The following is a 16,452-nucleotide window of genomic DNA, read 5'->3' on the forward strand; positions in this document are numbered from 1 at the left end:
TTTGTTCATGGAGATACGTTTCACGAAGAAAGACAAAATAAAAAAGCAACAATAGAAAATAACCTATTATTGCTTCCTGCATATACGTTATCCTCCATTTCGATCTGTAGTACTCCATGCGAACAGTAGCATGACAGTTTGCCTCTTATTCAAAGACAACCCAGCAAATAATAAGTTTGACCCTTATTACGCTTCGGCAAATAAGCCCTTCATCAATAATCATCGTTGTCATTCTCCTATTGATTACTCATCTTATTTGCGCCTCTACCTCACCGATCTGATAAGGTCATCTATTAAGTTATATGACTACTATACTAAATTATTTTTCATCTTGCAAATTTTCTTTTGGAATAGCTATAGATGGATTACCTCCCGCTCCTCCATAAAAGTCTGGAACTTCTCCCATAACTAATGATTTCCCAATTAATATTCTTGTACTTACAGGTGTAACACTTGTTGTAAATGGTACAACAATCTGGACGTCTGCATCAACTTGAACATATATGGATACAAAAACATTATTAATACCTAGCTCTTCTACTTCTTGGACTAATTCCGTACGTACACTTCCAACAAGCTCTAAGTTTACAGGAATTTTTGGACCTAGATTTGCCAAAATAGAATTCCCTGTAGCCTGACCAATTGGAATTTCAATTACGGTTGGATCACGATCAACTAGCTCATCCACCGTATCGCCATAAACATCAGGCTCACCTAATGGATCAGAATAGTGTGGTGGTGTCCCTCGGTTCATACTGTGAAAAAACTCCTCCACACGGTCTGTTGCAGCACGATTAATTTTGTTCACAACAGAAGAATCCCAATCAACAATTGAAATATTTCCCTGGGCATTTTTTTCCGTTATTGCTATATCCTCAAAGGTGTACTCCTCAGCAAATTTAACTGCTGCATTTATTCCTCTTGTAGCAAACTCTGTAGTCTTTCTTTCAGCTACCTCCATAATGGTTGGTGTGATTTTCTCGTCGATAAACTGTAAACTAAAATACGTGATTACGATAAATAATATGAAGGAAATCATGATTACGTATCTAGCTTGTGGAGGAGTTCCCCTTCCTCTAAATCCCATCCGATGCCTTTTCATAAAAAAACCTCCTCGAAACAATCTATGCTTGTTCCAAGAAGGGTATACTAGGATTTATTTAACTAAATTACATTTTGTAATGGTTACATTCAATGACTTTGATAAGTCAACTGTATATGGTTCCACGTCTTTATCATTTTCCTTTAATATTCGGATAATTGGCCGATCACATATCGTTTTGTTTTGCTTCATTACTACACCTTGGCGATTATCGCTTAGTTCAACTGAAATTCCATTAGGATAGACTGCGACACTACTCTTAAATGCCTCCACAACCCGGATATCAAATTGCTCAACAGCACTACTATACAATAGTTCTACACCTTCATGTGGAAGCATTGCTTTACGATAAACACGGTTACTTGTTACCGCATCAAAGACATCTGCTACACCAATGATTTGTGCAAAAAGATGAATGTCGCTTCCTTTTAAACCTCTTGGATATCCAGTTCCATCTAGACGTTCATGATGCTGATATGCACAGTGTGCCACTACCGAAGAATAATTATGATTTTTTCGTAATACATCATATCCGAAAATTGTGTGGGATTTCATTATTTCATATTCTTCATCGGTCAGTTTATCTGGTTTTTGTAAAATTTCAGGATCAATAAAAACCTTGCCTATATCATGTAGAATAGCACCCTTACCTAATTCTGCTAATTCTTGCGCATTCAAATTCAGTGTCGCTCCAATTGCTAGCGCATAAATAGTCACATTTAAGGAATGTTGAAATATGTAATCATCGGTAAGATATATATCTGTAAGCAAAGAGATAGATTCATCATGACTAGAAATTTCCTCCGCAATCCGGTGTATAATCTCAGTTAAATTCTTTTCTCCTTCATCCAAAACAAATGAATTTTTATTCAATTTATTTTTCTGGACATCAGCAAAAAGAGACCTCATCGACGAAGTAGCATCCTGTCTTAGGCGATCTGACAGAACGGACTGAACAACAATATCCTTTGTCGCTTCATCCTCAATATACACATATGTAATTCCTTGTTCCAGTAAGCGCTTTACAAGTCTAGCCGTAAATTGTACACCACTGTGAAGGAGTATTGTACCATTATCTCGATAAATTGTTTGGCCAAGCACTTCCCCGGGTTGAATGGAAGCTGTAGCTACTAATCTCATAAGATTCTCCTAACTAGTATAAATACCGCAAATCTCGACAAATTACTATTCAAATACTATCATTTCTTAAGTAAAAAATCTATTCAAACATTTAACAATAATTGAAAGAGTAGAATGCATAGTAGCGGGCTCCATGAACAATTTTCAACTTGAATTACTTCAAAAGATATTTAGAACTGGGGTATTCGTCATTAAGACCGAGTATTTTTAGGGAAATGATGTTTTGCGGTGGCCTATACGTCATTTCATGCCGACTTATTCGTTGAAATGATGTTTACTCGGACTCTATTCATCATTTCATGCTAACTTTCTTCTTGAAATGATGTTTACTCGGACTCTATTCATCATTTCATGCTAACTTTCTTCTTGAAATGATGTTTACACGGGCTCTATTCGTCATTTCATGCTAACTTTCTTCTTGAAATGATGTTTACTCGGACTCTATTCGTCATTTCATGCCAACTTTCTTCTTGAGATGATGTTTACACGGGCTCTATTCGTCATTTCATGCTAACTTTCTTCTTGAAATGATGTTTACACGGGCTCTATTCATCATTTCATGCTAACTTTCTCCGTGAAATGATGTTTACACGAGTTCTATTCATCATTTCATGCCGACGTACTCTCCATTATGACGTATACATAAAAACTTCATACTACAAATTTTCATTAAATAAAAATGCCCCCGAAAAGGAGACATTGTCGCTACTATGATATTCTTTTTAGAGCCTCTTTTCCAACCATGCCGACTTCCCAGCCATATTCTTTGGAAGCCTCTGTAATTTTTTCTAGTTTTGCACTTAATAGATCGTCGATTGTTCTGACACCAACTGCCCGTGCAGCAATTATTTTCCGATCTTTAAGTTTTTCACTTAACAAATCAACATCTAATGCACCGCACATGATATAGCCAATCTCATTAGTAATCATTAACAGATTGGTTTTGGGCAACTCGACTCGAATCGCTGTAAACATGATACCATCTACATCAAGGGGATTTACAGTAATCATAAACATGAGCCTCCTTTTATAAGTACACTATATGTCTATGCAAAATGGAGGGCTGATGTCACGATGCGAACTCTAGTAATTATTCAACATAATATTCACGGAGCGTATCCGCAAGATAGTCACGAATAAAGGTCGGTAGAATATAGGTCTTTTTCTCAGACTTCGCCACTTCCGGCAATAACCGGCCAAACGTGAAGGAATCTGCTGTTACAACCTGATATGTTTTATCCGGACTTATAGGTTCCCCTTGATAAAAAATTTCGTCCACATATTCCTTTCCATTAGGATGATAATCTGTTTGAACGTCAATTCCAGCAAACACCATTTTTCCTAATACTTTCCCACGAAACCCGAACCCTTTTAACTCAAAGTTCATAAATTCGTCTGTTAACGATGCTCGTACAACTTCCAGCAATTCCGCTCCAGTTAATTCCACGATACAAGGATTAATCGGATGTGGACAGATCCTGTGAATATCCCCCAATGTTATTTCTCCAGTTGGAAAATGATCCAAAAGTAAACCAGCATTAAACATTGCACATTCCGCACCAGTTTCCCTTAAAATTTTCTCTGCTAATTGCTCCATGATAGGTGTGTTCTCATACCAACCAATTCGTATTGGCTCTTCGATTGTAATAATTGTTTTATTTAATTTCTCATTAGCTGCATGCTGGAGATTCTTCAATAATGCCTTCGTCTCATGGTTTTCTGGATAATTAGAAATGTCTGTCGCAAATGCCTCCATGTTGATTAACTTATTTCCCTGGTGATCCCAGGTTAAAATAACCTCACCAGCAAAATAACAATGCTTGCCAGCTGCAGTTATAATAGCTTGATTTACTTGTTCCCCATTACGCAATAAATGATGAGTATGCCCTCCAATGATGACATCAATTTCAGGAAATCTCCTTGCAATTTCCTCATCCTCGTTTATCCCCAAATGGGACATAAGCACAATAATATCAACAGACCCTGTTAATGTCTTAATTTGCTTTTCCAATACCTCATAAGGATCAGCCACATGCCAGCCCAATAATTCATAGTAATCATTAAATGGGGCTGTTAATCCAATAACTCCTATTTTTACCCCTTGTTTTGTCTGAACCTGAATGGTAGATTTTAGCCATGGTGGTAACACATTGTCCAAGCTTTGCAAATTTGCACAAACAACCTGAAAATTAGCTTCGTCATATAAATGGAATAAATCCTCATGGGCAAACGTTATTCCTTCGTTATTACCAATGGTCACCGCATCATAGCCTATTTCATTTAGTAGATCTATATTCCCTTTTCCCATTAGACCTTCAGCGATTGGATGAACTCTGTCTACATGGTCCCCAATGTCAAATAACCAATATGAATCATCGTTTCGTTGTCTCTTTTCCTTAGACGTTTTCATAAATTCAGCAACCTTTGGCCACTGTGCAAAATTACTGTGTAAATCGTTCGTATAATATAAGTAAATTTTCTCCTGCATGTAAAAAGCTCCTTACGCCGTTAATCCATTAACAATCATCCGTAGACCAATTAAAATTAGCATCACTCTTAACACCCACTCTAGAGTTTTCCCATTTAATCGTTCATTCAATCTAGCACCCAGCTTACCACCAATCCATGCACCGGGAAGAAATAGTAATACATACTCCCATATGATATGACCAAGCGCTATGTGCGTAATAGACCCTACAAGACTAACAAAAAGTATCATAAACATGGAGGTTGCTGTAGCAATATGAACAGGGAATCCAAACAATAGAATCATCGCTGGCACCATAATCGAGCCTCCACCAATACCGAATAACCCAGATAAAGTACCTACTAAAAGCGAAAGAAAGAATGCAATCCCTATCGAGATAGAGTAGTGGTATGTCTCTCCATCAACCTTAAATGTTCGCACATTTTTCGCCGTTAAATCGATTGGCTTCTGTGGAGCTCGTTTTAGAAAAAATAACAAAGAGATTAAAATAACGAGAAATCCAAAATAAAGTAAAAATGCTTCTGTTTCGATAAACTGGTTTAGCCAAGAACCAAACATCCCACCTGGAATGCTTCCTGTTAGAAATAATAGCCCCGTTTTATAATCAACCCTACCTCTTTTAAAATAGGTAATTGATGAGGAGATAGAGGTGAAAATCATCGTAAATAAGGAAATACCAACAATTGCTTGTGGTGTAGCCCATCCAAAACCCGGAACAAACTGATTTAACACGAGTAAGCTTGGGGTGAGGATTACACCACCGCCAAGCCCTACTAAGCTACCTAGAAGAGCTGTTAATATTCCAATGAGGATGCAAATAATAAAAGTCATGTCTATACTCCAGTTCAATTCAATTCATTTCTATCAACTATTTTAGCATTCTTTCAGGTAGATTCCTAACGAGTAACTGTGAACAATTTTTACCTTTTAAATTTTTAAACCTTGTACAGTGAAAAAATTTACTCTTAAACCATTTCATTCATGTGCATTTTGTTCCGACAAATATGCCCTTTTAGCTATTTCCACCTTCCTTTTCCATCTCATTTTCACTATGCTATATGTTCCATTTCTTTCAAATTTCTATTTCTCATAATTTATTTTTGACTTGTTTCAATTAAATTTGGATAGCTTTTCATTTGACCTACTTACTATCATTTATCCTGTTTGTTCTAGCATTTATTTACTTTCAAAGATAGGAGAGGAAACCCTAAATAATTCAGTAAAAAAATAGCCCCCAATAATTGGGGAGCTATCTTTTATTATCTCTACTATGCTTTTCTTCTTCTTACAAATAGAATGGTTATTCCTGCAAGTAAGAGTAATGCACCGATTAAAAGGAAATTATAGTTATTGGTTGCTGTGACTGGTAGTTTCTTTCCATCATCTGGTTCTTTATCGGTGTTATTATCTTGGTCTTTCGGACCTTCAGGTTGCTCTGGGGTAACCGTAACTTCCTTATCCACCGTTATTTCTTCCTTCGGTCGATCTGGTGTTTCGATGTTACTTCCAGTGACTGTTGCGATATTTTCAATCGTCTTTCCAAATTGATCCGAATTAATTTGTGCTTGGAAGGTTACCGTTCTCCATGCGGTATCTGTTACATCACCAAAGGTTGCAGTAATGGTACCGTCTTCGTAAGAGTAGGTTCCTTCATGACTAACTTCAATACTTCCTTCCACAAAGGTAAGCCCTTCAGGCAATGCATCGGAAATGACAAGGTCTTTGACCACACTATCTTTTACCGTATTTCTTGCTTGAATCGTATACAGAATCGTGTCGCCTACTTCATAGTTTTCCTTGCCTTCTTCGGCATTCACTGCTGTCTTCTCTGATTCTAGTACCGGATTACGCGGGTAAATATTCACTTCGTTCTCTGGCTTATCTGGAACGGTAATATTATCTCCACCTATCGTTGCGATGTTGACAATATCATTTCCTGCTTGTCCTTCCGTTACCGTTACTTGGAAGGTGACTTTATGCCAATACGTATCGCTCACATCACCATATCTAGCTTCTATCTCGCCATTGACACTGTGACCAGCATCATCGCCCGCTGCATCTGTAACAGCTACTCCATCAATGATCAGTGTACCTGGAACATATGCTAATCCTTCTGGAATCGTATCCGAGATTACTAGATTTGCGATTAGACTATCAACCTTCGTATTTCTTGTTTCGATCGTGTACGTAAGAATATCTCCTACTTCTGCATGTGCTGTGTCTTTGTTTCCTTCTGCTTTTTCTGTCAGTGTAGCTGTTTTTCTAGATTGCAATTTAGGATCTCGTGGATCGACGATAAACTCATTTTCTGGATGATCCGGCTCATCCGTATTGTCTCCAGTAACTGTCGCTACATTTCGCAATGTGTTTCCGACTTGACCAGAATCGATTGTCGCTTGGAAAGTTACCGTACGCCATTCGGTATCCGAAACATCACCAAAATTAGCGGTAATCGTTCCGTTCGCATAGTTTATTGTTCCATCATGACTAGCTTCTAGGCTTCCATCTACGAAGGTAACCCCTTCTGGTAATACGTCGGAAATGACAAAGTTTTTGACTACACTTTCTCTTACCGTATTACGGGATTGGATCGTGTATTCAATCGTATCACCCACTTGATATTTTTCCGTAACGGTACTTCCTTCTCCTTTTTCTGCAATACGAGAAGTTTTTTCTGAATCAAGATCTGGAAATCGTGGATAAACTAAAACTTCTTCACTTGGCTCATCCGGCACATCGATATTGTCTCCATCTACGGTTGCGATGTTTTCAATATCTTTACTTGCTTGTCCTGCTCCAATAACCACTTGGAAGGTTACGGTATGCGTTTCAGTATCCGTAATATCGCCAAATTCTCCGAAGATCTCTCCATCTACGCTATGCCCAGCATCATCACCTGCTGCATCTGTGACAGCTACTCCATCTACGGTTAGCGTTCCTGCCACATATTCCAATCCTTCTGGCAGTATGTCGCGTATCGTTAGATTAGTAACGAGACTATCTTCGATCGTATTTTGCGTTTGAATCGTATACGTTAGGATATCGCCAACTTCTGGGTGCTCTGCATCTGTATTACTTGTTGCCTTTGTATGGATGACAGAAGTTTTTTCCGATTTAAGCTTCGGATCTCTTGGTTCAACCGTAATTTCGTTTTCTGGTTCATCCGGAACTACGATATTATCCCCATCTACGGCTGCCGTATTTTTAATCGTCGTATTCGATTGACCAGAGTCGATTGTTGCTTGGAATGTTACCGTACGCCATTCGTTATCTGATACATTACCAAAATTAGCAGTAATCGTTCCATTTTCATAATTTACGGTTCCATCATGACTAGCTTCTAAGCTTCCTTCTACGAAGGTAAGCCCTTCTGGTAGTACATCGGAAATCACAAAGTTTTCAACAACACTTTCTTTCACCGTATTATGTGCGCGAATCGTGTAAAGAATAGTATCCCCTACTTGGTAGGTATCCGTAAGCGTATTTCCTTCTCCCTTTTCTGCGATGCTTGAAGTTTTTTCAGATTTAAGTACAGGAACACGTGGATAAACTAAGACTACTTCCGTTGGCTTGTCTGGCTCATCAATATTGTCGCCATCTACGGTTGCAGTGTTTTCAATATCTTTACTTGCTTGTCCTGCTCCAATGACCACTTGGAAGGTAACCGTGTGCCATTCGGTATCAGCTATATCGCCAAATTGTGCGAGAATACTGCCATTCACAACCTGTCCTCGGTCATCGCCCTCGATATCGGTAACAGCTTGTCCATCAACTTGTAATGTTCCTGGAACATATTCCAAGCCTTCTGGAATCGCATCACTGATGGTAAGATTCTTAATCAAGCTATCTTCAATCGTGTTGCGTGTTTCAATGGTATAGGTTAGGATGTCGCCTACTTCTGGATGTTCTGTATCTTCATTCCCATCCAATTTCTTAGATAGTTCCGATGATTTTTTTGATTCTAATACAGGTTTCTTATACGTAAGCCCTGTCGTTGTCTCATTAGATTCTGTTGTTTTACTTTCATTGGTTAATAGATTGTCATAGTTAATTTGTGCTTTATTCGTGATTTCACTGATGTTTTCATCTAATAACGCTCTTACTTTAAATTGTACGGTGACTCCATTTGGTAAGTCGTTACTATTTGGCAGGTCGCCTAACTTCACGACTACTTTTGTACCGTCAAAATGACCGGCATCATTGTCCTCGGCATCAGTTAAATCTCCTGTACCAGGACCATCAATAATTTTCAAGGAACCAGGAACATATTCCGTACCTGCAGGAATGGCGTCTTCAAAGATCGTATTTGCCGCAATGTCGCCACCACCGTTTTTCACAGTGACTTCGTAGGTTAATTCATCACCAGCAAATACATCTCCACCTGGAGAAACAGTTTTCTCAGCTGTGACGCATGGTTCTGTACCTAGAAAAATATTATCAAGGTAGTTACCGAAAGCCAAAGCTCCGGTAGATGTACTAATTGCTTTAAATCCAAAACGAGTCACTGTTTGGCCTGCTGGAACTGTATAACTTCCTGAATACGTTTTCCATGTAGTCCCAGTTGAAATTCTCTCTATTTCTGGCGTGGTATTGAATGGATCAGCCGTAACTGCTCCTATATTAACACTCATTGTATCAACACCACTATAACCCCTGTGATCTAAGCGCCAATAAATCGTCTGCCCTGGTACGGTTGGTAATTCTTGATATAACATACTATTTGTATCAGCATTCAATTCTGCGAATCTACTCGTAAGATTTTCCCGATTCGGAGTATTTGAAGGTATCGTGCTCGGTCGAGCAGGATCCATTATTTGAATAATCCCTCTTGGTGTACGGTTTAAATCAGTCGTTTTCCACCCTGGAACAGTATCAGCATAGTAATAACCGCCTCCTGCTACCGAGTTATCATAGGTACCTGGTCCCGCTGGCTCATCAAAATCACCATTAATCAATGCAACTGGTACCGCACAAGCATCAATTTCTTCTCTAGGTACGACAGTAGTCGTTGTTTCATTTGTTTCGGTTGATTCAGGTTCATTGGTTAGTAAATTGTCATAGTTGACCAATGCCTTGTTGGAAACCACTCTTTCGGTATCCGTATCTATTGCCCTTACTTTAAACTGAACGGTAATTCCGTCCGGTAGATTCGTTGTATTTGGTAAATCTCCTAAATCAATGATGACTTTCTCACCATTGAATTGACCTGCATCATTGTCTTCTTCATCAGTTAGGTCGCTAGCCCCAGGACCAGCAATAATTTTCAATGAACCTGGTACATATTCCGTACCTGCAGGAATTGCGTCTTCAAAGATGGCATTTGCCGCAATATCTCCACCTTGGTTCTTTATCGTTACTTCATAGGTTAACACTTGTCCAGCATAGACTTCTCCCTCTGGGGAAACGGATTTCTCTGCAACGACACAAGGCTCTGTACCTAGAAAGATGTCGTCTAAGAAGTTACCATTACCAATGATACCTGAGGCAGTATTTAAAGCCTCAAAACCAAATCTTGTAGTAGTTTGTCCTGCAGGAACAGTATAAGATCCTGAATATGTTTCCCATGCAGTATTTCCGGTAGACATCTGCGTTTGCGGCGTTGTATCATACGGATCGTTTGTCGCTGGCCCGATACGAACCTGCATAGTATCAACCCCTGAACGTCCCATATGCGACAACCGCCAATAGATTGTTTGACCAGGGGTGGTCTTTACATCTTGATACAACATACCATTTTCATATGCGTTTAATTCTGCCCATCTGTCACCGTCAGCAGGTGGTGGAAAACTAGTTACACCACTAGGGAGACCTAATTTATAATTCCAAATTTCTATTAGTTTTACTCCCTGAGCATCATCTGTTGTTAACCACCCTGGAACCTCAGATTCATAAAAATAGATTCCAGAAGGATGATAGGAACCTCTTTCTGGTCCTTGTTCAAAACTTCCATTAATCAACGCCACTGGAACTGGACAGGTCCCAACTGGTGGTTCCTCAATATCTGGTGGCTGTTCAGAAGCCGGAATCGTTTCAGAAACTTCAATACAATTGATATTTGCTGAAACCGTAACATCTGCAGAATGATCCGCATTAACTAATACTGCATGGATCTTTCCTTCTGCATCTGAAACTAAATCCGCTAAAGGTTCTCCATTTGGCCCGGTTAGCTCTCCACTAGTAGTTGTAAAAGAATCCGGAACCGCACCAGAAACCGGGTTACCTAATGGGTCTGTTAAGGTTAACGTAATATTATATACGCCTGGATCACTAGTAGGCTCAGTAGTTAACTCCACACTCGTTGCTGCCTGCTTATAGTCATTTTGCGGATTAAGTGTTTCTATAGGCGCATAGTCATTTACAAAGTACCAGCTATGAATATCATGATTCTCATAATTAGGATATCCTGTAGAACCAGTAAAACCAGCATAGAATGGCTGACCACCGAAAATTGCGTTAAGATCTATGCCATTTACATCCAATACTTTGTTGGCATTAGCTCTGTCTGGACTAGTACCTAGATGAACCTGAACATTTTGAGCTGTACTATCATAGTCAATCCAGGTATAGTACATCGTTCCATTAGATAAAACATAGTTGGTGCCATTATCAGCATTATACTGATTTAAGTCTGTATACCAACCATCCTGATTGCTTAGTCCCCCATTTTGTGCGAGTCCAATGTAATTTGAAGAAGGATCACCATAGCCTACATTTTGAAAGGTATCATATTTAATCGTAAAGCTAGGTGAAAGACCGTAATAACCCAAGCTACCTCCAGTTGCAGGTTGACTAGTTGTCCCTGTCTGAAGCGTAAATGTTAATCCATCACTAGGTCCTTCTGTACTTGGATTACTCATCATAAATGAAAAGGCTGTACTAAATGAGTAATTGTTAATAGGACAAAGCTTAGTATTATTAAAAACCGCTCCACTTTGCTCTGTTAACGTTGGTGTTAGCCGTATATAATCCGCCCCTTGAGGAACTTCAGCTGCACCGTTTGCTGTAAATAATTGATTAAAATTAGCATTGGAAAATTCATCAAACTTATACGTTAACCACTTAGTATCAGTAGCAGCCACATTCACATTCTCTACAGATCCTTCCTGTGCTTCAGCTAAGGTAACTATAGATGGAAAAACACTACTAAAGATCACTAGTAATACTAATAAGTACATAGAAAAAAGATGAATTCTATTCCTCACTTTTCTTTTTATTCTCACACTTTTCCTCCTCTCATTTCTACAATCTACCAAAATTGGACATTGGTGTTAATTCCTAGAGGATTAATCATATTATACAATTCATTTCTATACAATATATCGACAAAATGTAACATTTTATATAGTAGTAAATACCTAAATTAATGAAATAAACTCATAATTACGATATTTACTGTATTGAAAAAGTCTTTACGAATGGGAGGAAAATAGGTGATAATTAGCAAAAACAGTCACCAAATTATGAATAAGAAAGGGAGGACAAGTAGTTTGGATTAGACTCAAAGAACCACAGAAAACAATATTATCGAAGTATACTTCCACGATTAATTACGTTCAAATTATGCACCTACTTTTTTCCTGATTGGTCCCGCAGATAAGATATTCTCAAGTTTAAAAGTTCTTACCTTCTTGCGCCAAAAACAAAAAGCGATAAGAGATTGTGTATTCATGCTGATAACCTGGATATACCTTTGTGTTACCTGGTTCTTATTATCGATATAAAAGATAATAATTTTCTCTCTGTTTTCGATGGAACGTTGAAACAAGCCTATCATATTTAGCCACCTCACAGAACATTTGTTTGTATTTATTATATAGGAACATTAGTTCGTTTTCAAGTCATGAATTTTTATTTCGCAACATTTTTATTCAGATGAGTTACGGGTTTTACTAATAAGGCCGAAATAAATAAAAAATAGTAGATTATGTCGAAATCAACTTTTTATTGAGCTGAACTTCTTCACAATTAAAGAGTACGGTTATAAATCCAGTGTGAAATAAAATGATATATAAGGATTAAGAATGATACATATTGTATTTCTTCTGGAAGAAGGAGCAAATAACAAACCACATATCAAAAAGATTCGGTCCAATTGCAATTAAGATAACTACAGATACTGACATGGATATTACTGAAAAAATGAAACCAACAAGCTTAATTAAATCGCCATGATTAAAACATATGGCTTTCTACTTTAATATCATTATTCCTCATGGTAAAATTAAATAGGAATTTTCTGACAGTGGTGGTAAATAAAAATAAAATAATAACTCTTTCGTATAGGAGCCGAAGTTATATGAAGTTAATTTCTCTAGAAAATATCAATAAAACATATAGCGGAAAAACAGTTATTCAGGATATCTCCCTAGATATATTGAAACACCAAAGTATGGTGTTCATGGGTACTAATGGGGCAGGGAAAAGTACTTTGCTTAAGATTATCACAGGGCTGTTATTACCTAGTTCGGGACGTGTTATTAAACATTCTAAACCACTACATATCGGTTACGTACCTGAAAGATTTCCTAATCTATTACGCTTTACTCCTTTAGAATACTTAAACTATATGGGTAGAATCCAAGGTATACCCGTTATGGAACTAGAAAAAAGGATTCCAATTTTATTAGATCGATTGGCACTGAGTCATGTAAAGAATAAGAGAATAGATACCTTCTCAAAGGGAATGGTTCAAAAAATAGGAATTATCCAATCAATCCTTAGAAAACCCGATTTGTTGATACTAGATGAACCCCTTTCAGGTCTCGATATACATACTCAAAACGAATTAGTCCATATCATGGCAGAATTTAAAGATGAAGGAATAACGATAATTCTTACATACCATGAATCCGATATACTATTAAAAATTGCGGAGCGTATCGTTATCCTCGGTGAAGGTCAAATTAAAGGGGATTATCATGTAAAGGACATAGACAAGCCTCAAATGGTTATAGAAACTTCTGGTATCGATGAACAGATAATCCATACTTTTAATGGCATATTACGTGTATCCAAAAATGGAGAAACTTTACAAGCACATGCTCTTCAAGAAAAAAGCGACAATATCCTATTAGAAATTCTTAATAAAGGTGGAAAAATTCATTCCGTTGGGGTACATGATCCTTTAAATCAGCTCATCATGGAAAACTATGTAAACAAATAAAGGGAGTAGAAATAGCATCACGATATTCAAGTAATGAAACAGCTATTCTGAACCTTTATTCGGCACATCATCATGATTGTGACCAGGACCACTTTAGGTGACAACCAATTCTATCACATTCTAATGAGTAGGAAAAAACTAGGAGGAACTTTTCAGTGAGAAATCTTGTTAAGTACATTTTGCATAACTATTTTCGTTCTAATCGATATTTCCCACTTCTTGCAATTTTTATCATGATGATTTTTATTTCTTATTCTTATAAACCAAATCCAATAGTTGATAGCTATTCCATTACTGCATTATATTTGTTCTTCATCTCAGCATTATTGTGTGTAAGTGTCTTTTCGACCGAATCATCTGTTCAAAAGGACGTTACACTTATCCATACTGGGAGTGTACCTGTATATTACCTTTCCAAACTCTTGAGTGTATGGTTAATTTCTTTTGTTCTAGTATTATTTGCATTCTTTTATCCTATCATTTTTGGCATGTTTGGTGAGTCCGTCACTCTGCAAGTAGGCTTTTTTACATTTATGAATCACCTTTTATTAGCTAGTCTTGGAATTTGTGTAGGTAGCTTTTTTACGAAAGATTTCATGAAATCCACGATCAATGCAATTGGTGGTTTATGGTTTGTATTATTGTTATCGATTCCCTTTGATTCTCTTGCTGAAATGCTGCCAGTTCTAGTTAGACCTATTCTGTGGATATTACCTCCTTCGATCCATACCATAAAGTCTCTGGAAAGTTGGAATCAAACAACAGTAGATATCAATTTCCTGTTGCCTTTTATTTGGATTATCGTGTATTGTTCCATTTTACTATTTCTGTTCTTTACACTATTAAAAAAGATAGAAAGATAGATTTAGTGATTGTTCTGTTGTCCGTTTCAACTATTCACCAATTCCATGGATTCCGAAATACACAGCTGTACCTCTTTTAGAATCAGGTGCAACTATTAAATTTGTATCTGATAGAATGGGACATAAATCCAATAAAACAACTTCAAACACCTATTTAGATATTACTGAAAAAAATAGAAGAAGGCGAACTAAGCAAGTTCGCCTCCTAAACTCAAAGATAGATACAAATCCGCACGATCAATTCATTTAAATTTCTGTATCCACCTAAAACGTTGTTGCATCAACGTTTCAAAGGTATTAACCAATAGAACCTTCCATTTCGAACTTAATCAAACGGTTCATTTCAACCGCATATTCCATTGGAAGCTCTTTGGTAAATGGTTCAATGAAGCCCATTACAATCATTTCAGTAGCTTCTTCTTCTGTTAAACCTCTACTCATTAAGTAGAATAACTGTTCTTCAGAAACCTTAGATACCTTTGCCTCATGCTCTAATGAGATATTATCATTCAATATTTCATTATAAGGAATCGTATCAGACATGGATTCATTATCTAAAATTAATGTATCGCATTCGATGTTAGCACGTGCACCATCTGCTTTTCGTCCAAAGTGAACTAATCCACGATATGTTACGTTACCACCTTGTTTTGAGAATGACTTCGAAACAATCGTCGAAGAAGTATTTGGTGCAAGGTGATGCATTTTTGCACCAGCATCCTGTACCTGACCCTTACCAGCAATAGCAATAGAAATTGTATTACCACGAGCACCTTCACCTTTTAAAATGATAGCAGGATATTTCATGGTTAATTTGGAACCGATGTTTCCATCAATCCATTCCATTGTAGCGTTAGCATCACATACTGCACGCTTTGTAACTAAGTTATATACGTTGTTTGCCCAGTTTTGAATTGTAGTGTAACGGCAATAGCCATCTTTCTTTACAATAATTTCTACAACCGCACTATGAAGTGAGTTCGTTGTATAAACTGGAGCTGTACAGCCTTCAACATAGTGTACAGACGCACCCTCATCGACTATAATTAACGTTCTTTCAAACTGTCCCATATTCTCAGAATTAATACGGAAATAAGCTTGAAGTGGTGTATTTGTTTTCACACCTTTTGGAACATAAATAAATGATCCACCTGACCAAACAGCAGAGTTTAGTGCTGAGAATTTATTATCGGAGTATGGAATAACTGTTCCAAAGTACTCTTTAAATAGTTCTTCATGTTCCTTTAGAGCTGAGTCTGTATCCTTGAAAATAATTCCTAAATTCTCTAAATCCTCTTTTAAACTGTGATATACAACCTCAGATTCATACTGAGCAGAAACACCTGCTAAGTATTTTTGTTCCGCTTCAGGGATACCAAGTTTATCGAAGGTTTGTTTAATTTCTGCAGGAACCTCATCCCATGTTCTACCTTGCTTTTCAGAAGGCTTTACATAGTAAACAATTTCATCAAAATCAAGGCCAGATAAATCTCCACCCCACTGTGGCATTGGACGCTCATAGAAATGTTCCAATGCTTTAAGACGATAGTCTAACATCCACTGAGGCTCTTCCTTCATTTTGGATATTTCTTCTACGACTCTCCGTGTTAAACCACGTTCTGTACGGAAAATAGATACGTCCTTATCACGGAAGCCATATTTATATTCTTCTATTTCTGGCGCTTTTTTTGCCATA

At 37.5% G+C, this 16,452-nt stretch carries 10 protein-coding genes and 1 riboswitch; of the genes, 2 read left to right on the forward strand and 8 right to left on the reverse strand.

Going from position 1 to position 16,452, the window contains the following annotated elements:
• Positions 1-99: 99 nt before the first annotated feature.
• A riboswitch (Lysine riboswitch) is annotated at positions 100-275 on the reverse strand.
• A gap of 44 nt (positions 276-319) precedes the next feature.
• From yunB to KI338_RS16385, 7 genes are all read right to left on the reverse strand, one after another.
• Positions 320-1,102 (reverse strand): sporulation protein YunB, encoded by a 783-nt coding sequence (yunB, locus tag KI338_RS16355; protein ID WP_212922097.1) that lies wholly within the window; start codon positions 1,100-1,102, stop codon positions 320-322.
• A gap of 54 nt (positions 1,103-1,156) precedes the next feature.
• Positions 1,157-2,242 (reverse strand): HD-GYP domain-containing protein, encoded by a 1,086-nt coding sequence (locus tag KI338_RS16360; protein WP_212922098.1) that lies wholly within the window; start codon positions 2,240-2,242, stop codon positions 1,157-1,159.
• Between the two features lie 708 nt (positions 2,243-2,950).
• Positions 2,951-3,253: a YunC family protein gene (locus tag KI338_RS16365; RefSeq protein ID WP_212922190.1), complete on the reverse strand. Its 303-nt coding sequence runs from the start codon at positions 3,251-3,253 to the stop codon at positions 2,951-2,953.
• 79 nt (positions 3,254-3,332) lie between these two features.
• On the reverse strand, positions 3,333-4,730 hold the full coding sequence (locus KI338_RS16370) for a bifunctional metallophosphatase/5'-nucleotidase (RefSeq protein ID WP_212922099.1): 1,398 nt from the start codon (positions 4,728-4,730) through the stop codon (positions 3,333-3,335).
• Positions 4,731-4,742: 12 nt separating this feature from the next.
• A complete protein-coding gene (locus KI338_RS16375) occupies positions 4,743-5,561 on the reverse strand; it encodes a sulfite exporter TauE/SafE family protein (RefSeq protein ID WP_212922100.1) in 819 nt (272 codons plus the stop codon).
• A 437-nt stretch (positions 5,562-5,998) separates the two neighbouring features.
• Entirely contained in the window at positions 5,999-11,950 is a 5,952-nt protein-coding gene (locus tag KI338_RS16380) for an isopeptide-forming domain-containing fimbrial protein (RefSeq protein WP_212922101.1), read from the reverse strand.
• 338 nt (positions 11,951-12,288) lie between these two features.
• Positions 12,289-12,504 (reverse strand): hypothetical protein, encoded by a 216-nt coding sequence (locus tag KI338_RS16385; protein WP_212922102.1) that lies wholly within the window; start codon positions 12,502-12,504, stop codon positions 12,289-12,291.
• A gap of 522 nt (positions 12,505-13,026) precedes the next feature.
• Between KI338_RS16385 and KI338_RS16390 the strand changes: the two genes are divergently transcribed.
• Positions 13,027-13,893 (forward strand): ABC transporter ATP-binding protein, encoded by an 867-nt coding sequence (locus tag KI338_RS16390; protein WP_212922103.1) that lies wholly within the window; start codon positions 13,027-13,029, stop codon positions 13,891-13,893.
• Positions 13,894-14,048: 155 nt separating this feature from the next.
• The gene (locus tag KI338_RS16395; RefSeq protein ID WP_212922104.1) at positions 14,049-14,756 is read left to right on the forward strand and encodes a hypothetical protein; all 708 of its coding nucleotides are present in this window, start codon (positions 14,049-14,051) and stop codon (positions 14,754-14,756) included.
• Positions 14,757-15,053: 297 nt separating this feature from the next.
• Here KI338_RS16395 and sufB read toward each other — a convergent pair whose 3' ends face one another.
• Positions 15,054-16,451, reverse strand: a complete 1,398-nt coding sequence (sufB, locus tag KI338_RS16400; protein WP_212922105.1) for a Fe-S cluster assembly protein SufB — start codon at positions 16,449-16,451, stop codon at positions 15,054-15,056.
• Between the last annotated feature and the right edge of the window lies 1 nt (position 16,452).

The organism is Ornithinibacillus bavariensis (assembly GCF_018333235.1).
Taxonomy (GTDB): Bacteria; Bacillota; Bacilli; order Bacillales; family Amphibacillaceae; genus Ornithinibacillus; species Ornithinibacillus bavariensis.

Excerpts from the sequence above, each read along its gene's own strand:
- yunB (WP_212922097.1), bottom strand. The coding sequence starts at position 1,102 with ATGAAAAGGCATCGGATGGGATTTAGAGGAAGGGGAACTCCTCCACAA.
- KI338_RS16360 (WP_212922098.1), bottom strand. The coding sequence starts at position 2,242 with ATGAGATTAGTAGCTACAGCTTCCATTCAACCCGGGGAAGTGCTTGGC.
- KI338_RS16365 (WP_212922190.1), bottom strand. The coding sequence starts at position 3,253 with ATGATTACTGTAAATCCCCTTGATGTAGATGGTATCATGTTTACAGCG.
- KI338_RS16370 (WP_212922099.1), bottom strand. The coding sequence starts at position 4,730 with ATGCAGGAGAAAATTTACTTATATTATACGAACGATTTACACAGTAAT.
- KI338_RS16375 (WP_212922100.1), bottom strand. The coding sequence starts at position 5,561 with ATGACTTTTATTATTTGCATCCTCATTGGAATATTAACAGCTCTTCTA.
- KI338_RS16385 (WP_212922102.1), bottom strand. The coding sequence starts at position 12,504 with ATGATAGGCTTGTTTCAACGTTCCATCGAAAACAGAGAGAAAATTATT.
- KI338_RS16390 (WP_212922103.1), top strand. The coding sequence starts at position 13,027 with ATGAAGTTAATTTCTCTAGAAAATATCAATAAAACATATAGCGGAAAA.
- sufB (WP_212922105.1), bottom strand. The coding sequence starts at position 16,451 with ATGGCAAAAAAAGCGCCAGAAATAGAAGAATATAAATATGGCTTCCGT.